This window comes from Pseudomonas reactans (assembly GCF_013387025.1).
Classification (GTDB): Bacteria; Pseudomonadota; Gammaproteobacteria; order Pseudomonadales; family Pseudomonadaceae; genus Aquipseudomonas; species Aquipseudomonas reactans.
Genome location: NZ_JACAQP010000010.1, coordinates 104,918 through 126,669, shown reverse-complemented (window position 1 = coordinate 126,669; position 21,752 = coordinate 104,918). Strand labels below are relative to the sequence as shown.

The 21,752-nt window shown below is 59.7% G+C and carries 18 protein-coding genes; 1 reads left to right on the top strand and 17 read right to left on the bottom strand.

All coding sequences use genetic code 11. The annotated features are described in order from the left end of the window. Positions 1 to 54 precede the first annotated feature (54 nt). Positions 55 to 900 carry an S-formylglutathione hydrolase gene (gene fghA / locus HX793_RS12975; RefSeq protein WP_178905515.1) on the bottom strand — a complete coding sequence of 282 codons (846 nt, stop codon included), beginning with the start codon at positions 898 to 900 and terminating at the stop codon, positions 55 to 57. A gap of 8 nt (positions 901 to 908) precedes the next feature. Further along, positions 909 to 2,021, bottom strand: a complete 1,113-nt coding sequence (locus tag HX793_RS12970; protein ID WP_010212435.1) for an S-(hydroxymethyl)glutathione dehydrogenase/class III alcohol dehydrogenase — start codon at positions 2,019 to 2,021, stop codon at positions 909 to 911. A 109-nt stretch (positions 2,022 to 2,130) separates the two neighbouring features. On the opposite strand from HX793_RS12970, the gene HX793_RS12965 reads away from it, so the two are divergent. Further along, positions 2,131 to 3,030 carry a LysR substrate-binding domain-containing protein gene (locus HX793_RS12965; protein WP_177050837.1) on the top strand — a complete coding sequence of 300 codons (900 nt, stop codon included), beginning with the start codon at positions 2,131 to 2,133 and terminating at the stop codon, positions 3,028 to 3,030. Positions 3,031 to 3,120: 90 nt separating this feature from the next. Here HX793_RS12965 and ispD read toward each other — a convergent pair whose 3' ends face one another. The 15 genes from ispD to bamA all read right to left on the bottom strand — a co-directional run bounded on the left by ispD (position 3,121) and on the right by bamA (position 21,748). Beyond that, entirely contained in the window at positions 3,121 to 3,831 is a 711-nt protein-coding gene (gene ispD, locus HX793_RS12960; RefSeq protein WP_016976874.1) for a 2-C-methyl-D-erythritol 4-phosphate cytidylyltransferase, read from the bottom strand. Next, a complete protein-coding gene (ftsB, locus tag HX793_RS12955) occupies positions 3,828 to 4,106 on the bottom strand; it encodes a cell division protein FtsB (RefSeq protein ID WP_003231201.1) in 279 nt (92 codons plus the stop codon). Before ftsB ends, ispD begins: the two co-directional genes overlap by 4 nt. Positions 4,107 to 4,289: 183 nt before the next feature. Then, positions 4,290 to 5,579 carry a phosphopyruvate hydratase gene (gene eno / locus HX793_RS12950; protein ID WP_095014967.1) on the bottom strand — a complete coding sequence of 430 codons (1,290 nt, stop codon included), beginning with the start codon at positions 5,577 to 5,579 and terminating at the stop codon, positions 4,290 to 4,292. Positions 5,580 to 5,736: 157 nt separating this feature from the next. Further along, positions 5,737 to 6,582: a 3-deoxy-8-phosphooctulonate synthase gene (kdsA, locus tag HX793_RS12945; RefSeq protein ID WP_010212442.1), complete on the bottom strand. Its 846-nt coding sequence runs from the start codon at positions 6,580 to 6,582 to the stop codon at positions 5,737 to 5,739. Between the two features lie 5 nt (positions 6,583 to 6,587). Beyond that, positions 6,588 to 8,219, bottom strand: coding sequence for a CTP synthase (gene pyrG, locus HX793_RS12940; RefSeq protein ID WP_010212443.1), 1,632 nt, complete (start codon positions 8,217 to 8,219; stop codon positions 6,588 to 6,590). A gap of 273 nt (positions 8,220 to 8,492) precedes the next feature. Next, positions 8,493 to 9,812, bottom strand: a complete 1,320-nt coding sequence (gene tilS / locus HX793_RS12935) for a tRNA lysidine(34) synthetase TilS (protein ID WP_177096385.1) — start codon at positions 9,810 to 9,812, stop codon at positions 8,493 to 8,495. A gap of 173 nt (positions 9,813 to 9,985) precedes the next feature. Next, the gene (locus tag HX793_RS12930; RefSeq protein WP_016976871.1) at positions 9,986 to 10,933 is read right to left on the bottom strand and encodes an acetyl-CoA carboxylase carboxyltransferase subunit alpha; all 948 of its coding nucleotides are present in this window, start codon (positions 10,931 to 10,933) and stop codon (positions 9,986 to 9,988) included. A 128-nt stretch (positions 10,934 to 11,061) separates the two neighbouring features. Next, positions 11,062 to 14,583, bottom strand: coding sequence for a DNA polymerase III subunit alpha (gene dnaE, locus HX793_RS12925; protein ID WP_016976870.1), 3,522 nt, complete (start codon positions 14,581 to 14,583; stop codon positions 11,062 to 11,064). A gap of 73 nt (positions 14,584 to 14,656) precedes the next feature. Continuing rightward, on the bottom strand, positions 14,657 to 15,289 hold the full coding sequence (gene rnhB / locus HX793_RS12920; protein ID WP_177050832.1) for a ribonuclease HII: 633 nt from the start codon (positions 15,287 to 15,289) through the stop codon (positions 14,657 to 14,659). Beyond that, positions 15,286 to 16,425, bottom strand: a complete 1,140-nt coding sequence (lpxB, locus tag HX793_RS12915) for a lipid-A-disaccharide synthase (RefSeq protein WP_016976868.1) — start codon at positions 16,423 to 16,425, stop codon at positions 15,286 to 15,288. The genes rnhB and lpxB overlap by 4 nt, the downstream gene beginning before the upstream one ends. A 2-nt stretch (positions 16,426 to 16,427) precedes the next feature. Continuing rightward, a complete protein-coding gene (gene lpxA, locus HX793_RS12910) occupies positions 16,428 to 17,204 on the bottom strand; it encodes an acyl-ACP--UDP-N-acetylglucosamine O-acyltransferase (RefSeq protein WP_016976867.1) in 777 nt (258 codons plus the stop codon). Next, positions 17,201 to 17,641, bottom strand: a complete 441-nt coding sequence (gene fabZ, locus HX793_RS12905) for a 3-hydroxyacyl-ACP dehydratase FabZ (protein ID WP_016976866.1) — start codon at positions 17,639 to 17,641, stop codon at positions 17,201 to 17,203. Before fabZ ends, lpxA begins: the two co-directional genes overlap by 4 nt. Before the next feature lie 111 nt (positions 17,642 to 17,752). Beyond that, positions 17,753 to 18,808 (bottom strand): UDP-3-O-(3-hydroxymyristoyl)glucosamine N-acyltransferase, encoded by a 1,056-nt coding sequence (gene lpxD / locus HX793_RS12900; RefSeq protein WP_177050829.1) that lies wholly within the window; start codon positions 18,806 to 18,808, stop codon positions 17,753 to 17,755. A 3-nt stretch (positions 18,809 to 18,811) separates the two neighbouring features. Next, entirely contained in the window at positions 18,812 to 19,315 is a 504-nt protein-coding gene (locus HX793_RS12895) for an OmpH/Skp family outer membrane protein (RefSeq protein WP_003219314.1), read from the bottom strand. Positions 19,316 to 19,360: 45 nt separating this feature from the next. Further along, entirely contained in the window at positions 19,361 to 21,748 is a 2,388-nt protein-coding gene (gene bamA / locus HX793_RS12890; protein ID WP_016976864.1) for an outer membrane protein assembly factor BamA, read from the bottom strand. Positions 21,749 to 21,752: the final 4 nt, after the last annotated feature.

Here is a 21,752-nt window from a genome sequence, read left to right as displayed (position 1 = left end):
AAAAAAACGCCCCGATTTAATTCAGGGCGTGATTCTACCTACTTTTGCCTCACATTAACCGAGCAAAGCACGGCCATGGTGTCGCAAATGGTCTTCGATGAAGCTGGCGATAAAGAAGTAGCTGTGGTCGTAGCCGGGTTGCAGGCGCAGTTCCAGCGGATGGTTGGCCGCCTTGGCCGCTTGCTGCAGGGCTTCAGGCTTGAGTTGCACAGCGAGGAAATCGTCGCGATCGCCCTGGTCCACCAGCAGCGGCAGCTTTTCCGAAGCTTCGCTGATCAGCACGCAGGCGTCCCATTCGCGCCACTTAGAGCGCTCCTCGCCCAGATAACGCGAGAAGGCTTTCTGGCCCCAGGGGCAATCCATCGGGTTGTTGATCGGCGAAAACGCCGACACCGACAGGTATCGCCCGGGATTGCGCAAGGCACACACCAGCGCCCCGTGGCCGCCCATGGAGTGGCCGCTGATGCCGCGTTTGTCCGAAGCCGGGAAATGCGCTTCAACCAATGTCGGCAATTCCTGCACCACGTAGTCATGCATCCGATAGTGCTTGGCCCAGGGTTCCTGGGTGGCATTCAGGTAGAAGCCAGCGCCCAGGCCGAAATCCCAGGCGTTATCCGGATCGCCCGGCACACCCGGCCCACGCGGGCTGGTGTCCGGCGCGACGATAATCAAGCCCAGCTCGGCAGCCATGCGCTGGGCGCCAGCCTTCTGCATGAAGTTCTCGTCGGTGCAGGTCAGGCCGGACAGCCAGTACAGCGCCGGCAACTTGCCGCCCTCTTCCGCTTGCGGCGGCAGGTAGACGGCGAAGGTCATGTCGCAACCGAGCACATCGGAATGATGCTTGTAACGTTTATGCCAGCCGCCGAAGCTTTTCTGGCACGACAGGTTTTCCAGACTCATGGCCGACCTCAGAAGTGGATGACGGTACGAATACTCTTGCCTTCATGCATCAGGTCAAACGCTTTGTTGATGTCTTCCAGGCCCATGGTGTGGGTGATGAAGGTGTCCAGCGGGATCTCCCCGGTCTGGGCCATTTCCACATAGCTTGGCAATTCACTGCGGCCACGCACACCACCGAAGGCCGAACCGCGCCAGACGCGACCGGTCACCAACTGGAACGGACGGGTAGCGATTTCCTGACCGGCACCGGCGACGCCGATGATCACCGACTCGCCCCAACCTTTGTGGCAGCACTCAAGGGCGGCGCGCATCAGTTGCACGTTGCCGATGCATTCGAAGGAAAAGTCCACGCCGCCGTCGGTCAAATCGACAATCACATCCTGGATCGGGCGGTCGTAGTCTTTCGGGTTGATACAGTCGGTGGCGCCCAGTTGCTTGGCAATTTCGAACTTGGCCGGGTTGATATCGATGGCAATGATGCGCCCGGCCTTGGCCTTGACCGCACCGATCACCGCCGACAGGCCGATACCGCCGAGGCCGAAAATGGCCACGGTGTCGCCCGGCTTGACCTTGGCAGTATTGATCACCGCGCCGATGCCGGTGGTGACGCCACAGCCCAGCAGGCAGACTTTTTCCAGCGGGGCTTCTTTTGGAATCTTGGCCACGGAAATTTCCGGCAACACGGTGTACTCGGAGAACGTCGAGGTGCCCATGTAGTGGAAAATCGGCTGGCCTTTGTAGGAGAAACGCGTGGTGCCGTCCGGCATCAGGCCTTTGCCCTGAGTGGAACGGATGGCCTGGCACAGGTTGGTCTTGCCCGACAGGCAGAATTTGCACTTGCCACATTCCGGGGTGTAGAGCGGGATTACATGGTCACCCACCGCTACCGATGTAACGCCCTCGCCAATTGCCTCAACCACGGCACCGCCTTCGTGACCGAGAATCGATGGGAAGATGCCTTCCGGGTCCGCGCCCGACAGGGTGTAGGCGTCGGTATGGCATACGCCGGAGGCGACCACCCGCAACAGCACTTCGCCAGCCTTGGGCATGGCGACATCCACTTCAACGATTTCAAGAGGCTTCTTGGCTTCGAAGGCTACGGCGGCGCGGGACTTGATCATCCGGGTTTCTCCATGGAGTAAAAAACTGAGGCGCAGAGTGTAAAACATGGCCGATTGATTAATAATCCAGCCAAAAGCAAAACTTTATTGCTGCACAGGGATAATCGCCATGCTGGAAAACCGCTGGGAAGGCATCGACGAGTTTGTCGCGGTCGCCGAATGCAGTCAGTTCACGGCAGCGGCGGAACGCCTGGGAGTGTCGTCGTCCCACATCAGCCGCCAAGTGGCGCGCCTGGAAGAACGCCTGCAAACGCGGCTGCTGTATCGCAGTACGCGCAAGGTGACCCTGACCGAAGCGGGCCAGACGTTCCTGCAACATTGCCAGCGCCTGCAGGACGGTCGCGAAGAAGCCTTGCGCGCAGTGGGCGACCTCACCAGCGAACCCAAGGGCATGTTGCGCATGACCTGCGCGGTGGCGTACGGCGAGCGCTTTATCGTGCCGCTGGTCACCCGCTTCATGGCGCTCTATCCGCAGTTGCGCGTGGATATTGAGCTGAGCAACCGCCAGTTGGACCTAGTGCACGAAGGCCTCGACCTGGCGATCCGCCTGGGGCGTTTGCAGGATTCGCGCATGGTCGCCAGCCGACTGGCGCCCAGGCGCATGTACTTGTGCGCGTCACCGTCCTACCTGGCGCGGTATGGTCGGCCACATAGCTTGTCGGAGTTGAGTCGGCACAACTGCTTGATCGGCAGCTCGGATATCTGGCAATTGGCTCAGGACGGGCGGGAATTTTCCCAGCGGGTGCAGGGAAACTGGCGTTGCAACAGTGGGCAGGCGGTGCTGGATGCAGCGTTGCAGGGGGTGGGGCTGTGCCAGTTGCCGGACTATTACGTGCTGGAGCACCTGAACAGTGGCGCGCTGGTGTCGTTGCTGGAGGCGCATCAGCCACCAAATACGGCGGTGTGGGCGCTGTATCCGCAGCAGCGGCATTTGTCGCCGAAGGTGAGGAAGTTGGTGGAATTTTTGAAGGAGGGGTTGGCCGAGCGGCCAGAGTACAACGCACTGTAGGAGCGAGCTTGCTCGCGAAAAACCTGAGAGCGCCGCGTTAACCCAGACGAACCGCGTTATCGTTGACGTTTTTCGCGAGCAAGCTCGCTCCTACAGAGATCGATTCGCCCACCGCAGGCGTAGCCACTCCAGATCTTCGGGCCGGGTCACCTTGATATTGTCCGAGCGCCCTTCGATCAGGCGTGGCGCCTGGCCGGACCATTCCATGGCCGAGGCTTCGTCGGTGATAACGGCATCCGCCACCAGGCTGTCGGCCAACGCGCGATGCAAGGCTCCGAGGCGGAACATCTGCGGCGTGTAGGCCTGCCAGATCAGGCTGCGGTCGACGGTCTCGACCACACGACCCTGCTTGTCGACACGCTTGAGGGTGTCGCGGGCCGGTACGGCCAGCAAGCCGCCGACCGGGTCGTCCGCCAGTTCGGCGAGTAACCTGTCCAGATCATCACGGCTCAAGTTCGGCCGTGCCGCATCGTGGACCAGCACCCAATCGTCATCGCTGGCGCCTAGGGCATTAAGTTGCAGCAGCGCATTGAGCACAGACCCCGAACGCTCGTCGCCGCCGTCCGCACGCACAATGCGTGGATCGTCGGCGCAAGGCAGGGCTGGCCAGTAAGGATCGTCTACAGCAAGACTGACCACCAGCCCTTTCAGGTCTGGATGGTCGAGAAAACAGCCAAGGCTGTGTTCGAGAATAGTGCGCCCGCCCAGTTGCAAGTATTGCTTGGGACGGTCCGCGGCCATACGGGCACCGACACCCGCGGCAGGAATCACGGCCCAGAAGGCCGGCAAACGGTGGTTCATTGGGCCAACTGGTAGAGGGTTTCGCCCTCCTTGACCATGCCCAGTTCATGACGAGCCCGTTCTTCCACGGTCTCCGTACCTTTTTTCAGCTCAAGCACTTCGGCATCGAGGACGCGGTTACGCTCCAGCAGGATCTCGTTTTCGGCGTGCTGTGCAGCAATTTGCTCGGTCAGGTCTTTTACCTGCGCAAAGCTGCCATTACCCACCCATAGGCGGTACTGCAGGCCAGCCAGCAACAAGAGCAAGACGAGGAACAACCAATTGGGACTGCGCATCGAATATCGGGTATCCAGTGAAAAAAGACAGCCATGCAAAACTTTTGAAGCAACTGATAGCACGAAGCCTGGAAGAACCAGGCTTGTGCTTGATAGCCATCAGATTAGCGTCGAAATCCACACTGTAGTGAGTTTTCCGACGCAATCCGCTGACTTTTTACCATGCCTTACCAACAAGTGCGATCAACCGCGAAACTCGCCGCGACCGTTGTACTTGGCCTTGCCCGCCAGTTGCTCTTCGATACGCAGCAATTGGTTGTACTTGGAAACGCGGTCGGAACGGCACAGGGAACCGGTCTTGATCTGGCCCGCCGAGGTGCCCACGGCCAGGTCGGCAATGGTCGAGTCTTCGGTTTCGCCGGAGCGGTGGGAGATCACGGCGGTGTAGCCCGCAGCCTTGGCCATCTGGATGGCTTCCAGGGTTTCGGTCAGGGTGCCGATCTGGTTGAACTTGATCAGGATCGAGTTGGCGATCTTTTTATCGATGCCTTCTTTCAGGATCTTGGTGTTGGTCACGAACAGGTCGTCGCCCACCAGCTGGATTTTCTCGCCGATCTTGTCGGTGAGGATTTTCCAACCGTCCCAGTCGGACTCGTCCAGGCCGTCTTCGATCGAGATGATCGGGTAGCGCTGGGTCAGGCCTTTCAGGTAGTCAGCGAAACCTTCGGAGTTGAACACCTGGCCTTCGCCGGACAGGTTGTATTTACCGTCCTCAAAGAACTCGCTGGCCGCACAGTCCAAGGCCAGGGTCACGTCGGTGCCGAGCTTGTAGCCAGCGTTGGCCACGGCTTCGGAGATCACTTTCAGTGCATCTTCGTTGGACGCCAGGTTCGGTGCAAAACCACCTTCGTCACCTACAGCAGTGCTCAGGCCACGGGCCTTCAGCACAGCCTTGAGATGATGGAAAATCTCGGTGCCCATGCGCAGGCCTTCGGAGAAGGACTTGGCGCCAACCGGCTGCACCATGAATTCCTGGATGTCGACGTTGTTATCGGCGTGCTCGCCACCGTTGATGATGTTCATCATCGGCACCGGCATGGAGTAAACACCCGGCGTGCCGTTCAGGTTGGCAATGTGCGCGTACAGCGGCAGGTCCTGATCCTGGGCAGCAGCCTTGGCCGCAGCCAGGGATACGGCGAGGATGGCGTTGGCGCCCAGGCTGCCTTTGTTTTCGGTGCCGTCGAGCTTGATCATCGCGTGATCCAGGGCTTTCTGGTCCAGCGGGTCCTTGCCCAGCAGCAGGTCGCGGATCGGGCCATTGATGTTGGCTACGGCCTTGAGTACACCTTTGCCCAGGTAACGGCTCTTGTCGCCATCACGCAGTTCCAGCGCTTCGCGCGAACCGGTAGACGCACCGGACGGCGCGCAGGCGCTGCCGATGATGCCGTTATCGAGAAGCACGTCGGCTTCGACGGTGGGGTTGCCACGGGAGTCGAGAACTTCACGACCTTTGATGTCGACGATTTTTGCCATTGTTGTAAACACTCCAAAGTTGACGAAAACGACGCAGCTGAAGGAAATCTTTTGACCGACCGCAAGGGTGGAACAACGAGGCAGGCTTGCAGACGACAAGGCTCAGGCCCGCAGGCCTGAGCGTAAAGCGTGGGAAATTCTACCGGAGAAACGAAGCTTACGCGGTCTCTACCGTCGGAAAACTCTTGACCAGTTCGTCCAACTGCTTGAGCTGGGCCAGGAATGGCTCCAGCTTGTCCAGGCGCAGGGCGCATGGGCCGTCGCACTTGGCGTTGTCCGGGTCCGGGTGGGCTTCCAGGAACAGGCCCGCCAGGGACTGGCTGATGCCGGCCTTGGCCAGGTCCAGCACCTGGGCACGACGCCCGCCCGCGGAATCGGCGCGGCCACCGGGCATTTGCAGCGCGTGGGTTACGTCGAAGAACACCGGGTATTCGAACTGTTTCATGATGCCGAAACCGAGCATGTCCACCACGAGGTTGTTGTAGCCGAAGCTCGAACCGCGCTCGCAGAGGATCAACTGGTCGTTACCCGCTTCCACGCACTTGTTCAGGATGTGTTTCATTTCCTGGGGCGCGAGGAACTGGGCTTTCTTGATATTGATCACCGCGCCGGTCTTGGCCATCGCGACGACCAGGTCGGTCTGGCGCGACAGGAAGGCCGGCAACTGGATGATGTCGCACACCTCGGCGACCACGGCAGCCTGCTCAGGCTCGTGGACGTCGGTGATGATCGGCACGCCGAAGGCTTGCTTGATGTCCTGGAAGATCCGCATGCCTTCTTCAAGGCCCGGGCCGCGATAGGAGGTCACGGACGAACGGTTGGCCTTGTCAAAGCTGGCCTTGAACACGTAAGGGATACCGAGCTTCTCGGTAACCTTCACGTATTCTTCACAGACCTGCATCGCCATGTCGCGGCTTTCCAGCACGTTCATGCCGCCGAACAGCACCATGGGCTTGTCGTTGGCAATCTCGATGTCGCCGACACGAATGATCTTCTGGGCCATCAGGGTTACGCCTTCTTCTGATGTTGCGTCAGTGCAGCTTTGACGAAACCGCTGAACAACGGGTGACCGTCGCGCGGCGTCGAGGTGAACTCAGGGTGGAACTGGCAAGCGACGAACCATGGATGATCCGGTGCTTCAACCACTTCAACCAACGCGCCATCACCGGAGCGGCCGGAGATTTTCAGGCCGGCTTCTTTGATCTGCGGCAGCAGGTTGTTGTTCACTTCGTAGCGGTGACGGTGACGCTCGACGATCACGTCCTTGCCGTAGCAATCGTGAACCAGCGAGCCCGGTTCCAGCAGGCAATCCTGCGCACCGAGGCGCATGGTGCCGCCCAGGTCGGAGGCTTCGGTACGAGTCTCGACCGCGCCTGTGGCATCTTCCCACTCGGTGATCAGGCCCACGACCGGGTGGCCGCTCTTGCTGTCGAACTCGGTGGAGTTGGCGTCTTTCCAGCCCAGCACGTTACGGGCGAACTCGATGACGGCCACTTGCATGCCCAGGCAGATACCCAGGTACGGCACCTTGTTCTCGCGAGCATATTGAACAGCGGTGATCTTGCCTTCCACGCCACGCAGGCCGAAACCGCCGGGAACGAGGATCGCGTCCACACCTTCGAGCAAGGCAGTGCCTTGGTTCTCGATGTCTTCGGAATCGATATAGCGCAGGTTGACCTTGGTACGGTTGCTGATACCGGCGTGGCTCATCGCTTCGATCAGCGACTTGTACGCGTCCAGCAGTTCCATGTACTTGCCGACCATGGCGATGGTGACTTCATGCTCCGGGTTGAGCTTGGCGTCGACCACGGCTTCCCACTCGGACAGGTCCGCGCCGTTGCATTGCAGGCCGAAACGCTCGACCACAAAATCGTCCAGGCCTTGCGAGTGCAGGATGCCCGGGATCTTGTAGATGGTGTCGGCGTCTTCCAGCGCGATCACCGCACGTTCTTCAACGTTGGTGAATTGCGCGATCTTGCGACGCGAGGAGATGTCGATCGGGTGATCGGAGCGGCACACCAGCACGTCCGGCTGCAGGCCGATGGAACGCAGTTCCTTGACCGAGTGCTGGGTAGGCTTGGTTTTGGTTTCGCCGGCGGTGGCGATGTACGGCACCAGGGTCAGGTGCATCAGCATCGCGCGCTTGGCGCCGACTTCGAAACGCAGCTGGCGGATGGCTTCGAGGAACGGTTGCGACTCGATGTCACCCACGGTGCCACCGATCTCGACCATGGCCACGTCGGCATCGCCTGCACCCTTGATGATGCGGCGCTTGATTTCGTCGGTGATGTGCGGGATCACCTGGATGGTTGCACCCAGGTAGTCACCACGGCGCTCCTTGCGCAGCACGTGCTCGTAGACACGGCCGGTGGTGAAGTTGTTGTTCTGGGTCATGGTCGTGCGGATGAACCGCTCGTAGTGGCCCAGGTCCAGGTCGGTCTCGGCGCCGTCGTGGGTGACGAACACTTCACCGTGCTGGAACGGGCTCATGGTGCCCGGGTCAACGTTGATGTACGGGTCCAGCTTGAGCATGGTGACCTTAAGTCCCCGCGCCTCCAGGATGGCCGCCAATGAAGCCGATGCGATGCCTTTCCCCAATGAAGAAACAACACCGCCCGTGACGAATATGTAGCGCGTCATGAAAAACCCTAGAAGTCTGCGTTAAAGCGGTCCGAGCCGCCGGGGAAAGCGAAGGAAGGCCGAAGCCCCCGATCACCTGCATTAATCACAGTGCACCTTTCAAAAAAACCGCCGCGTGGTGACAGACCAGCAATGAAACACCGGTACGTTGATCGCTACACATTTTTTGGAATCGCCCAGCAAAGACTGCTTGGTAATCGGCAACTGCTGCAATTCAGGAGAATCCACAGAAGTTGTATCAAGAAGGGAGCGTAGTCTACCGGAAAGGCTCTATCAGCTCAAACCTTGATCGCAGATCTGTGGCATCCAATGTAATTGCCACTCATCGCTCGGTGCCGGCCAGAGTCCCGCAAGGCTGGGCGCGCCCAGCAATTGCTCGCCTTGGTACAGCAGCGGCAATCTGCCACGGACGCAGCCCGGCAGGCCACTTTCGTTAAGCAGGCGCTTCAAGTCGCGCCGACCGCGGCCTGGCACTGCGAGGATTTCGCCGCCCTGGCGGTAGCGGATCGTCAATAGGCCTCCAGGCACCTTGCCCGTCAGTTGCACCTGACCATTGCCGGGTAACTCTAGTGGGTTTTGCGGATCGGGCCAGCTCACCGACGCGTCGGAGAAATCCGACCAAGTGGAGGGCAGCCACCAGATACGCTCACCGCTGCGCTGCAGATCGCCGTCCGCCAGGCGCCACAGGGGCTGTGCGTCGCCCTTGGCATCCCGTAGGGAATGCCAACTGGCCCAATGGTCACTGTCGGGTAAACGGGTCAGAGGGGTTAGCCAGTGGCGTAGGGCATTGCGCTGGCGGGCACCGGAAAGCTCGCGTAAAGGAGCAAGGGCCAAGGACGGCAAATGCATCCAGGGAAAGGGCGAAGATTGATTGGCGGCTCGCAGGTCCATCTGCGCCAGTTCATCCAGCAGGGCCTGAGCCTCACTCAAGTGCTCGGCGGCCCGAGCGAGGCTTGAGCTAGCCTGCGGCCAGCGCTCCGCCAGTACCGGAAGCACGCGGTGGCGCAAGTAATTACGGGAGAACCGCGAGTCCGCGTTCGAAGGATCTTCAATCCATCTGAGCTGATGCGCCTCGGCATAGGCTTCCAGCTCTGCACGCGGGACATCCAACAAGGGCCGTACAAGATAGCCAGCCGACAGCGGGCGCTGTACTTGCATTGCCGCCAGCCCGCGCACACCTGCCCCCCGCAGCAGGCGGAACAACAGGGTTTCAGCCTGATCGTCGCGATGCTGCCCCGTCAGCAGGACCTCCCCTGCCCCGGTCACCTCGGTAAACACCTGGTAACGCGCGTCACGGGCGGCGCGCTCAAGGCTGGCGCCGTGCTGGACCTGCACGCGCATGACGCGCAGGGGCACACCCAGGCTGTCGCAAATCGATTGGCAATGCTCGGGCCAGGCGTCGGCGGCAGCTTGCAAGCCATGATGAACATGAACAGCACTGAGGGGCGGTAGGGTGTCGGTTTTGGCCAGGTTGGCCAGGAGGTGCAAGAGGACGGTGGAATCAAGCCCACCCGAGAATGCAATGCGCCAGGCCGGGGCGGAGCGCCACGGGGCGGTATTGCGCAGAAGTTTGGCGGTCAGGCTGGGTTTCATCTCACGTCACCGCCGCAAAACAGGAATACGTTCGTCAGGCATACACAAAACAAATGTGGGAGCGTGGCTTGCCCGCGATGCAGGCGCCTCGGTTTCGCAGTTGCACCGAGGTGATGCTATCGCAGGCAAGCCAGCTCCCACACAAGCCAGCCCAGATTGGGCGCAGCGTAGTCTTACAGACCGTAGCTCATCAGACGCTCATAACGACGGGCCAGCAGCGCTTCGTTATCCAGCTTCTTGAGCATCGCCAGTTGCGAACCCAGTTCAGCGCGGATAGTCGCGGCAGCAGCAGCCGGGTCGCGGTGGGCGCCGCCCAGCGGCTCGGCGATGACTTTGTCCACGATACCCAGGCCTTTGAGGCGATCGGCGGTAATGCCCATGGCTTCGGCAGCGTCCGGCGCTTTCTCGGCAGTTTTCCACAGGATCGAGGCGCAACCTTCCGGCGAAATCACCGCGTAGGTCGAATACTGCAGCATGTTCAACTGGTCACAGACGCCAATGGCCAGTGCGCCGCCGGAACCACCTTCACCAATCACGGTGGCGATGATCGGGGTTTTCAGGCGGGCCATGACGCGCAGGTTCCAGGCGATCGCTTCGCTCTGGTTGCGCTCTTCAGCGTCGATACCTGGGTAGGCGCCCGGGGTGTCGATGAAGGTCAGGATCGGCATCTTGAAGCGTTCGGCCATTTCCATCAGGCGGCACGCCTTACGGTAGCCTTCAGGACGCGGCATGCCGAAGTTGCGGCGAACCTTCTCACGCACTTCACGGCCTTTCTGGTGACCGATCACCATCACTGGCTGGTCGTCCAGGCGAGCGATACCGCCTACGATGGCCGCGTCGTCGGAGAAGTGGCGGTCGCCATGCAACTCGTCGAACTCGGTGAAGATGTGCTGAATGTAGTCCAGGGTGTACGGACGGCGCGGGTGGCGGGCCAGGCGCGCGATCTGCCAACTGGTCAGCTTGCCGAAGATGTCTTCGGTGAGCGTGCTGCTCTTGTCTTGCAGGCGAGCGATCTCATCGCCGATATTCAGCGAATTGTCATTGCCGACCAGGCGCAGTTCTTCAATCTTGGCTTGCAGGTCAGCGATCGGCTGTTCGAAATCAAGAAAATTCGGGTTCATAAGCGTCCGTCTTGGGTCGACGGCCAGGGAGTGCCTGGCCAGCCGGTTGTCTATTCGCGCCCTACCTTAAGGGAGAGGCGCGTTTAGGTCGAGATTAAATGTTCAGTCGAGATCAGGTGCCCTGACCGTCAACGGTATTGGAGGAAGACGTTGTCTCGCCCGAACTGGTCACGCAAAGCTTGAATCAAGCCATCAGCCGGATCAATTCGCCAGGTCTCGCCAAACTGCAACATGGCCTTGGCGTCACTGCCGGTGTACTCCATGGTCACCGGGCATGCGCCGCGGTGGCGTTTGAGCAGGTCGCCCAACCAGCGTAGCTGATCGCCCTTGAGCGCTTCGGTTTTTACCTTCAAGCGCAGGCTTTCGGCCAGATTGGTGCGCGCGTCTTCCATGCTCATCACCCGCTTGATCCGCAGGCGCAGGCCGCCGGAGAAATCATCGTTGCTGACCTCCCCTTCCACCACCACCATCGCATCGGTCTGCAACAGCGACTGTGCGGAGTGGAATGCATCGGCAAACAGCGAGGCTTCGATGCGGCCCGAACGGTCATCGAGGGTGATGAAGCCCATCTTGTCGCCCTTTTTATTCTTCATCACCCGCAAGGCGATGATCATGCCAGCGACGGTTTGGGTATCCCGCGCGGGTTTGAGGTCGATGATGCGCTGACGGGCGAAACGACGAATCTCGCCCTCGTACTCGTCAATCGGGTGACCGGTGAGGTACAAGCCCAGGGTGTCTTTCTCGCCCTTGAGGCGTTCCTTGAGGGTCAGCTCCTTGGCCTTGCGATGATTACCGTAGACGTCTGCGTCTTCTTCGACGAACAACCCACCAAACAGGTCGGCGTGGCCGCTGTCATGGGTGCGCGCGGTCTGTTCGGCGGCCTTGATCGCTTCTTCCATGGCGGTGAGCAGCACCGCACGGTTGCGGTCGATGTTCGCCTGGTAAGCCTTGGGCTCATCATGGAAATACGGGCCGAGACGGTCGAGTGCGCCGCTGCGGATCAGGCCATCGAGAGTACGCTTGTTAATGCGTTTGAGGTCAACCCGCGCACAGAAGTCGAACAGGTCGGCGAACGGCCCACTCTGGCGCGCTTCGACGATAGCTTCCACCGGGCTTTCGCCTACGCCTTTGATCGCGCCCAGGCCATAAATGATGCGGCCTTCGTCGTTCACCGTGAACTTGAACTCCGAGGCGTTCACGTCCGGCGCGTCAAGGCGCAGCTTCATGGTGCGCACTTCCTCGATCAAGGTCACGACCTTGTCGGTGTTGTGCATATCCGCCGAGAGTACCGCGGCCATGAACGGCGCCGGGTAGTGGGCTTTCAGCCAGGCAGTCTGGTACGACACCAGGCCGTAGGCGGCGGAGTGGGATTTGTTGAAGCCATAACCGGCGAACTTTTCCACCAGGTCGAAAATGTTACCCGCCAGGTCCGCGTCGATATTGTTGGTGGCGCAACCTTCGATGAAACCACCGCGCTGCTTGGCCATTTCCTCGGGTTTTTTCTTACCCATGGCGCGACGCAGCATGTCCGCGCCACCCAGGGTGTAACCGGCCATAACCTGGGCGATCTGCATCACCTGTTCTTGATACAGGATGATGCCGTAGGTCGGGGCCAGTACTGGTTTGAGGCCTTCGTACTGGTAGTCGGAGTGCGGGTACGCCAGTTCGGCGCGGCCGTGCTTACGGTTGATGAAGTCGTCCACCATGCCCGATTGCAGCGGGCCCGGACGGAACAGGGCCACCAGTGCGATCAAGTCTTCCAGGCAGTCGGGCTTGAGCTTTTTGATCAGCTCTTTCATGCCGCGCGACTCAAGCTGGAACACCGCCGTGGTTTCGGCTTTTTGCAGCAAGGTGTAAGTCGGTTTGTCGTCCAGCGGGATAAACGCGATATCCAGCGGTTCTTCGTTGACCTTGGCGCGGTCGCGGTTGATGGTCTTGAGCGCCCAGTCGATGATCGTCAGGGTCCGTAGCCCGAGGAAGTCGAACTTCACCAGGCCGGCTGCCTCCACGTCGTCCTTGTCGAACTGGGTTACCAGGCCGTCGCCTTCTTCGTCGCAGTAGATCGGCGAAAAGTCGGTGAGCTTCGTCGGGGCAATCACCACACCACCGGCGTGCTTACCGACGTTACGCACCACGCCTTCAAGCTTGCGCGCCATGTCCCAGATTTCGGCGGCTTCTTCATCGATCTTGATGAAGTCGCGCAGGATTTCTTCCTGCTCGTAGGCTTTTTCCAGGGTCATGCCGACTTCGAACGGGATCATCTTCGACAGACGGTCCGCCAAGCCGTAGGACTTGCCCTGCACCCGGGCCACGTCACGGATTACAGCTTTCGCCGCCATGGAACCGAAGGTGATGATCTGGCTCACCGCGTTGCGGCCATATTTCTCGGCCACGTATTCGATCACGCGGTCACGGCCGTCCATGCAGAAGTCGACGTCGAAGTCGGGCATGGAGACCCGTTCCGGGTTCAGGAAGCGTTCGAACAGTAGGTCATATTCCAGCGGGTCGAGGTCGGTAATCTTCTGCACATAGGCCACCAGCGAGCCGGCACCCGACCCCCGGCCTGGACCTACCGGCACGCCGTTGCTTTTGGCCCACTGGATAAAGTCCATTACGATCAGGAAATAACCAGGGAACCCCATCTGGATGATGATATCCAGCTCGAAATTCAGCCGGTCAACATAGACCTGGCGCTTGGCGTCGTAATCTTCGGTGGTGTCCTTGGGCAGCAGGACAGTCAGCCGCTCTTCAAGGCCGTCGAACGAGACTTTGCGGAAGTACTCGTCGATGGTCATGCCATCGGGAATCGGGAAGTTGGGCAGGAAGTGCTTGCCCAGCTTCACTTCAATGTTGCAGCGCTTGGCGATTTCGACAGAGTTTTCCAGGGCCTCGGGCAGGTCGCTGAACAGCTCAGCCATTTCGTCGGCGCTTTTGAGGTACTGCTCTTCGCTGTAGTTCTTCGAGCGACGCGGGTCGTCCAAGGCCCGGCCTTCACCGATGCACACGCGGGTTTCGTGGGCTTCGAAGTCTTCCTTCTTGATGAAGCGCACGTCGTTGGTGGCAACCAACGGCGCGCCCAGCTTGTCGGCCAGGGCCACGGCGGCGTGCAGATGCTCTTCATCGTTGGGGCGATTGGTACGCTGGACTTCCAGGTAGAAACGGTCAGGGAAGACCTGCATCCACTCCTTGGCCAATACTTCGGCTTCTTGAGGATTGCCACCCAGCAGCGCGATACCGATCTCGCCCTCTTTGGCGGCCGACAGCATGATCAGGCCTTCGCTGGCCTCGGCGACCCATTCGCGCTCGATGATGATCGAGCCATTGCGCTGGCCGTCGATGAAACCACGGGAAATCAGTTCGGTGAGATTGCGGTAACCCACGCCGTTCATCGCCAACAGGCTGATACGGCTCAGGGGGTTATCCGGGTCTTTGTTGGACAGCCACAGGTCGGCGCCGCAGATCGGCTTGATGCCGGCGCCCATGGCGTTCTTGTAGAACTTGACCAGGGAACACATGTTGTTCTGATCGGTCACCGCGACCGCAGGCATGTTCATGCCCACCAGGGTTTTGACCAGCGGTTTGATCCGTACCAGGCCGTCGACCAGGGAGTATTCAGTGTGCAGGCGTAGGTGAACGAATGAAGCCGGCATAGTGATCTCTTATACGTGGAAAACAACAAGGCCCGGATTGTACCGGGCCTTGAGCAAAACATCAGCCTTGCGGCTACACCTCGTTGAGGCTCTCGCGCAGCTCGTAGGCCTGGCGAACCGGGGCGAACGAGCGACGATGGATCGGCGTCGGGCCAAGCCGAGCCAGGGCTTCCAGATGAACGGGCGTCGGATAACCTTTATGCCCACCAATGCCGTAGCCAGGATAGATCAACTCGAACGCGGCCATTTCACGATCACGGCTGACTTTGGCGAGGATCGAGGCGGCGGCGATGGCGGGCACCTTGCTATCACCCTTCACCACCGCCTCAGAAGGCATGGTCAGTTTGGGGCAACGATTACCGTCGATCATCGCCATTTTTGGCGTGATATGCAGGCCTTCAACCGCACGTTGCATCGCGAGCATCGTGGCATGGAGAATGTTCAGCTCGTCGATTTCTTCGACTTCTGCCCGGGCGATATGCCAGCTCAGGGCTTTTTCGATGATCTCGTCGTAAAGCTTTTCACGGCGCGCCTCGGTGAGTTTCTTCGAGTCGTTGAGGCCGAGAATCGGGCGGTTCGGATCGAGGATCACCGCGGCCGTGACCACGGCACCGCACAAAGGTCCACGCCCGACTTCGTCGACACCGGCGACCAGCTCGTGCGCTTCGGCAACCAGGCTGAAATCCAGGCCCATTTGCGTCGTCATAAGGTTTCCTGTTTCTGGCCGATCAAGGTCAACACGGCGTCGGCCGCCTGGTTCGAGGCATCACGGCGCAGTATGCGGTGAATGTCGTCGAAACCGCGGGTCTGTTCTTCGCCACCATCGATCAAGGGTAGTAGGGTTTGCGCAAGGGCCTCAGGCGTTGCATCGTCCTGCAACAACTCCGGCACCAACAGGCGTTGGGCCAGCAGATTGGGCAAGGAGATGTAAGGGCTTTTGACCATGCGCTTGAGAATCCAGAAGGTCAGCGGCGCCAGGCGGTAGGCCACCACCATTGGGCGCTTGTACAGCAACGCTTCCAGGGTGGCCGTGCCCGAAGCGATCAGCACCGCATCACAGGCCGCCAGGGCGAGGTGCGACTGACCGTCGAGCAAGGTCAACGGCAGGTTGCGACCTTCCAGCAGCGTTTCGATCTGCGCGCGACGCTGCGGGCTCGCGCAAGGCAGCACGAAGCGTATCCCTGGTTTCAACGCTTGCAGACGCTCGGCGGCATCGAAGAATACAGAGGCCAGGCGACCGACTTCGCCGCCACGACTACCGGGCATCAGCGCGACCAACGGGCCGTCAGGCAAGCCCAATTCGGCACGCGCGGCCGCGCGGTCAGCCTGCAACGGAATGGTGTCGGCCAGGGTATGCCCGACAAACCGTACCGGCACGCCCTTCTCTTCGTAGAACCTGGCCTCGAACGGCAGCAGTGTCAGCATCAGATCGCAGCCTTCGCGGATCTTCAGCACGCGCTTCTGCCGCCACGCCCACACGGACGGGCTGACGTAGTGCACGGTCTTGATCCCGGCCTGACGCAACTTGAGTTCGATATTGAGGGTGAAGTCCGGCGCGTCGATGCCGATGAACACGTCGGGTTTTTCTTCGATCAGGGTCTGAATCAGCAGCTTGCGACGGGCCAGCAGCTCGCGCAGGCGACCCAGCACCTCGACCAACCCCATGACCGACAGGCGCTCCATGGGAAAGTAGGACGTGAGCCCTTCAGCCTGCATCAGCGGACCGCCGACACCGATGAATTCAACCGCCGGATGCTGGGCCTTGAGGGCCCGCATAAGACCTGCGCCCAGAATGTCGCCGGAAGCTTCCCCGGCTACCAGCGCGATACGCAGATTAGCCATGATTAGCGGGTGATGCCGCGAGTCGACGCCTGGATCGAGTCACGGAACACCGCGACTTCCGGGAACAACGCTGCCGGCTCGGCCAATTGGGTCAATGCCTGGTCAACCGTGAGCCCTTGGCGGTAAACCACCTTGTAGGCACGGCGCAGGGCATGGATGGCGTCTTCGCTGAACCCACGACGGCGCATGCCTTCGAAGTTCATGCTGCGCGCTTCGGCCGGGTTGCCGAATACCGTGACGAACGCTGGAACATCCTTGCCAATGGCGGTGCCCATGCCGGAAAAGCTGTGGGCGCCGATATGGCAGTACTGATGCACCAGCGTGAAGCCGGACAGGATCGCCCAATCGTCAACGTGTACATGCCCGGCCAACGCAGTATTGTTGACCAGGATGCAGTGGTTGCCGATGACGCTGTCGTGGCCGATGTGCGCGTAGGCCATGACCAGGTTGTGATCACCCAGGGTGGTCTCGGCACGATCCTGCACGGTGCCACGGTGAATGGTCACGCCTTCTCGAATGATGTTGTGATCACCGATTACCAGGCGCGTCTCTTCACCCTTGTACTTCATGTCCGGGGTGTCTTCACCTACCGAGGAAAACTGGTAGATGCGATTGTGTTTGCCAATGCGGGTCGGACCTTTGAGGATCACGTGCGGCCCGATGACAGTCCCCTCGCCGATTTCCACACCTGCGCCGATGATCGACCAGGGGCCGACCTCAACGTCGGCGGCCAGAACGGCCGACGGATCGATGATTGCGCGAGGGTCAATCAAACTCATAGTTTGCGTTCCGCACAGATGATCTCGGCGGAGCACACCGGCTTGCCGTCCACCGAGGCCTGGCATTCGAACTTCCAGATCTGGCGCTTGCAACTGATGAACTTGGCTTCCAGGATCAACTGGTCACCCGGGGTCACCGGGTTGCGGAAACGCAACTTGTCGGAGCCCACGAAATAATAAAGCGTGCCGTCGGCAGGCTTGAGGTCGAGCATTTTGAAACCAAGGATACCGGCAGCCTGGGCCATTGCTTCGATGATCAACACGCCCGGCATGATGGGATGCGCAGGAAAGTGACCGTTGAAGAACGGTTCGTTGATGCTGACATTCTTGTAGGCACGAATGCGCTTTTCCTCGATATTGAGGTCCACTACGCGGTCCACCAGCAGGAACGGGTAACGGTGAGGCAGGTATTCGCGAATCTCGTTGATGTCCATCATTTCGGGGGGAAGCCTGTAATAAAGATTGGGGGCGGGCGAACTAAAAGCACGCCCCGCTAGCAAATCAAGGAGGCAGTCTAGCGGCTGTGCACACTTGATATGGAAATGGTATCAGCCTTCTGATGAAGCATTACCGCCAGGGGTCACGTCCCCAACACGCTTTTCCAGCTGTTTGAGACGTCGAGCCATGTCGTCGAGCTGCCTCAACCGTGCTGCACTCTTGCGCCATTCAGCCGCGGGCTGCATGGCGGTACCGGAAGAATAGGCCCCTGGCTCGGTGATCGAGTGGGTGACCATGGTCATGCCGGTGATGAAGACGTTGTCGCAAATATCGATATGCCCCACCAGTCCTACGCCACCGGCGAGCATGCAATGCTTGCCGATCCTGGTGCTGCCGGAGATACCCACGCAGGCCGCCATGGCGGTGTGATCGCCAATCTGCACGTTGTGGGCGATCTGTATCTGGTTGTCGAGCTTCACGCCATTGCCGATCACGGTATCGGCCAGAGCCCCCCGATCGACAGCGGTATTCACGCCGATCTCCACGTCGTCGCCGATCAATACGCCGCCGACCTGGGCAATCTTGTTCCAGATACCCTTGGCATTGGCAAAACCGAAGCCTTCACCGCCAATTACGGCACCCGACTGGATAACCACACGCTCACCAATACGCACGTCGTGGTACAGGGTTACACGCGGAGCCAGCCAACCGTCAGTACCGATCTCGCAGCGCGCACCGATAAAGCAATGGGCACCGACCGTTACGCCCGCCGCAATGCGTGCGCCACTTTCGATCACCGCAAACGCACCGATACTGGCCGCTGGATCAACCTGCGCATCATCAGCAATAACCGCCGATGGATGAATACCGCTGGCAGCCTTGGGTTTCGGATCGAACAGGTGCGACACCCGTGCATAAGCCAGATAGGGGTCGGCCACCACCAGCGCATCCCCGGCAAACCCTTCTGCGTCAGCGGCCTTCAGCAACACGGCTGCGGCTTGGCTGTCGACCAGGTATTTACGGTATTGGGGGTTTGCGAGGAAGCTCAACTGAGCTGGGCCAGCCTCCTGCAAGGTGGCTAGCCCAGTGATTTCCTTCTCCGAGGAGCCACGCAAGGTGGCTCCCAGGAACTCGGCCAACTCGCCGAGCTTGATAGTCGCGGTCATGGCTTACTTCAGCTGGTTCATGCGCTCGATCACCTGACGGGTGATGTCGTATTGAGGCTTGACGTCGATCACAGCGCCACGCTCGAATACCAGGTCAAAGGCACCTTTCTTGATGACTTCTTCAACAGCGCTGTCGAGTTTCGGCTTCAGTTGTTTCAGCATTTCACGGTCAGCAACAGCCTTGGCTTCGTTCAGCTCCTTGGACTGGAACTGGTAGTCACGGGCCTTTTGCTTGAATTCAAGCTCCAGACGCTCGCGCTCGCCTTGCTGCATCTTGTCACCACCGGCTACCAGGCGATCCTGGATGCCCTTGGCGCTGCTTTCCAGGGTCTTGAGCTTGGTCAGTTGCGGACCGAACTTCTTCTCGGCATCCACGGCGTACTTCTTGGCCGCATCGGATTCCAGCAGAGCCATCTGATAGTTCAGGACGGCGATTTTCATTTCGGCGAAGGCCGGGGTCGCTACCAGCACGGTTGCCAGCAGAACCAATTGAGTCAACTTACGCACGATGTACTCCTACAGAATCCGTTGTCGTTATCTTGGGTCAGACGCTTAGAACGTCTGGCCGAGGGAGAATTGGAAAATCTGGGTTTCAGCGTTATCCGGTTTCTTGATCGGCATGGCCAGAGCGAAGCTCAATGGGCCAAGCGCAGTCACCCAGGTCACACCCACACCCACGGAGCTGGCCAGGTTACTGAGGCTCACGTCGTTGCACTCGGTTCTGGACTTCACACCGCTCGGGTTGGTGATCTGCTCGCACTTGGAGTCGAACACGTTACCCACGTCCCAGAAGACCGAAGTCCGCAGGGAACGCTGATCCTTCACGAACGGCAGCGGGAACAGGATTTCCGCACCACCCTGGATCAACACGTTACCACCGAAAGGCAGCGGGTCGTTGTCCGAGTCAACCACAGTGCCCTGGTTACCGGTTACGCCAACACCACGACTTGGAGTACCACGTGGGCCCAAGGTGCTGTCTTTGAAACCACGCACGGAGTTGAAGCCACCCGCATAGTAGTTCTCGTAGAACGGTAGACCATTGGTGGAGCCATAACCATCGCCATAGCCCAGTTCAGTGTGCAGGCGCATGGTGTAGTTGTCGCTCAGTGGCGTGAACAGCTGGCCACGGTAGTCGAGCTTGAAGAACGACAGGTCGCTGCCCGGCGTGGTGGTTTCCAGGGTCAGGCTCTGGGAATGACCACGGGTTGCCAGTACACCTTTGTTCAGGGTCGACTCGGACCAGCCGGCAGACGCCTTGAAGTTCAGGAACTTGTCACCTTCGCGACGGGTAAAGTCGAAGATCTCATCCACGGTGTACACACCGGTCTTGATCTCATCCTGTTGTGCAGTCAGGCCGAACGTCAGACGCGAAGTCTCGCTGATCGGGTAACCGATGTTCACACCAGCGCCGAGGCTGTCGATCGCATAGCTTGCAACGTCAACGTCGAGGTCTTTGTAGTCGGTGGTGCGGTAGAAGGCGTTGTAGCCCAGGCTCACACCGTCAGCAGTCCAGTAGGGGTCGGTGTAACCGAAGTTGTATCGGCTCTGGTATTCGCTTCGGGTCAGGCCGATAGATACACGGTTACCGGTACCCAGGAAGTTGTTCTGGGTAATCGAACCACCGAGGATCAGGCCGGCACTCTGTGCGAAGCCGACGCTGGCGGTGATCGAGCCCGACGCTTGTTCTTCCACGGCGTAGTTCACGTCAACCTGGTCATCAACACCCGGTACGGCCGGGGTTTCGACGTTGACTTCCTTGAAGAAGCCCAGGCGCTCAAGACGGGTCTTGGACTGGTCGATCAGGTAAGTCGACGCCCAGCCACCTTCCATCTGACGCATTTCGCGACGCAGCACTTCGTCCGCAGACTTGGTGTTGCCACGGAAGTTGATACGGTTTACGTAAGCACGCTTGCCTGGATCGACCACGAAGGTGATGTCCACGGTGTGGTCATCATCATGGGGCGTCGGCACGCCGTTGACGTTGGCGAAGGTGTAGCCTTCGTTACCCAGGCGGCGGGTGATCAGTTCGGAAGTCGTGGTCATCAGCTTGCGCGAGAACACTTGGTCCTTCTGCACCAGCAGCAGCGCCTTGACCTGGTCTTCAGGCACTTTCAGGTCGCCGCTCAGCTTCACGTCACGAACCTTGTACTTCTCGCCTTCGTTGACATTGACGGTGATGTAGACGTGCTTCTTGTCCGGGGTGATAGACACCTGGGTCGAAGCGATATCCATATTGATATAGCCACGGTCGAGGTAGTAGGAACGCAGGCGCTCCAGGTCACCGGACAGCTTTTCACGGGCGTACTTGTCATCGTTCTTGAAGAACGACAACCAGTTGGTGGTCTTGAGTTCGAACAGGTCGATCAGGTCTTCATCAGCGAACTTGGTGTTGCCCACCACGTTGATGTGCTGGATCGCCGCCACGGTGCCTTCGTTGATGTTGACCTTGAGGCCGACACGGTTACGCGGCTGCGGCACCACTTCCGTTTCCACGGTGGCGGAGTAGCGACCCTGGGCAACGTACTGGCGTTGCAGTTCGTTACGCACACCTTCGAGGGTGGCGCGCTGGAAGATCTCGCCTTCGGCCAGGCCGGACTGTTTCAGACCTTTCATCAGGTCTTCAGTAGAGATCGCCTTGTTGCCTTCGATCTCGATACTGGCGACGGAAGGTCGCTCGACCACGGTGATGACCAGGACGTTGCCTTCGCGACCCAGTTGGATGTCTTGAAAGAAACCGGTTTTGAACAGCGCACGAGTGGATTCCACCAGGCGACGGTCATCAGCCTGTTCACCGACGTTCAACGGTAAGGCACCAAAGACGCTACCCGCGGAAACCCGCTGGAGGCCATTGACGCGAATATCGGAGATGGTGAAGGACTCGGCGTGAACTTCGGCGATCATCAATACGGTGAGAACCGCAGTTAGCAGCAGACGTTTCATGAAG

Bases quoted from the DNA above. Each gene is read 5' to 3' on its own strand.
- HX793_RS12965 (WP_177050837.1), top strand. From the start codon at position 2,131: ATGCTGGAAAACCGCTGGGAAGGCATCGACGAGTTTGTCGCGGTCGCC.
- rnhB (WP_177050832.1), bottom strand. From the start codon at position 15,289: ATGACGACGCAAATGGGCCTGGATTTCAGCCTGGTTGCCGAAGCGCAC.
- ispD (WP_016976874.1), bottom strand. From the start codon at position 3,831: ATGAACCACCGTTTGCCGGCCTTCTGGGCCGTGATTCCTGCCGCGGGT.
- lpxD (WP_177050829.1), bottom strand. From the start codon at position 18,808: ATGACCGCGACTATCAAGCTCGGCGAGTTGGCCGAGTTCCTGGGAGCC.
- dnaE (WP_016976870.1), bottom strand. From the start codon at position 14,583: ATGCCGGCTTCATTCGTTCACCTACGCCTGCACACTGAATACTCCCTG.
- bamA (WP_016976864.1), bottom strand. From the start codon at position 21,748: ATGAAACGTCTGCTGCTAACTGCGGTTCTCACCGTATTGATGATCGCC.
- HX793_RS12970 (WP_010212435.1), bottom strand. From the start codon at position 2,021: ATGATCAAGTCCCGCGCCGCCGTAGCCTTCGAAGCCAAGAAGCCTCTT.
- lpxA (WP_016976867.1), bottom strand. From the start codon at position 17,204: ATGAGTTTGATTGACCCTCGCGCAATCATCGATCCGTCGGCCGTTCTG.
- fghA (WP_178905515.1), bottom strand. From the start codon at position 900: ATGAGTCTGGAAAACCTGTCGTGCCAGAAAAGCTTCGGCGGCTGGCAT.
- tilS (WP_177096385.1), bottom strand. From the start codon at position 9,812: ATGAAACCCAGCCTGACCGCCAAACTTCTGCGCAATACCGCCCCGTGG.
- pyrG (WP_010212443.1), bottom strand. From the start codon at position 8,219: ATGACGCGCTACATATTCGTCACGGGCGGTGTTGTTTCTTCATTGGGG.
- kdsA (WP_010212442.1), bottom strand. From the start codon at position 6,582: ATGGCCCAGAAGATCATTCGTGTCGGCGACATCGAGATTGCCAACGAC.
- fabZ (WP_016976866.1), bottom strand. From the start codon at position 17,641: ATGATGGACATCAACGAGATTCGCGAATACCTGCCTCACCGTTACCCG.
- lpxB (WP_016976868.1), bottom strand. From the start codon at position 16,425: ATGGCTAATCTGCGTATCGCGCTGGTAGCCGGGGAAGCTTCCGGCGAC.
- ftsB (WP_003231201.1), bottom strand. From the start codon at position 4,106: ATGCGCAGTCCCAATTGGTTGTTCCTCGTCTTGCTCTTGTTGCTGGCT.
- HX793_RS12930 (WP_016976871.1), bottom strand. From the start codon at position 10,933: ATGAACCCGAATTTTCTTGATTTCGAACAGCCGATCGCTGACCTGCAA.
- eno (WP_095014967.1), bottom strand. From the start codon at position 5,579: ATGGCAAAAATCGTCGACATCAAAGGTCGTGAAGTTCTCGACTCCCGT.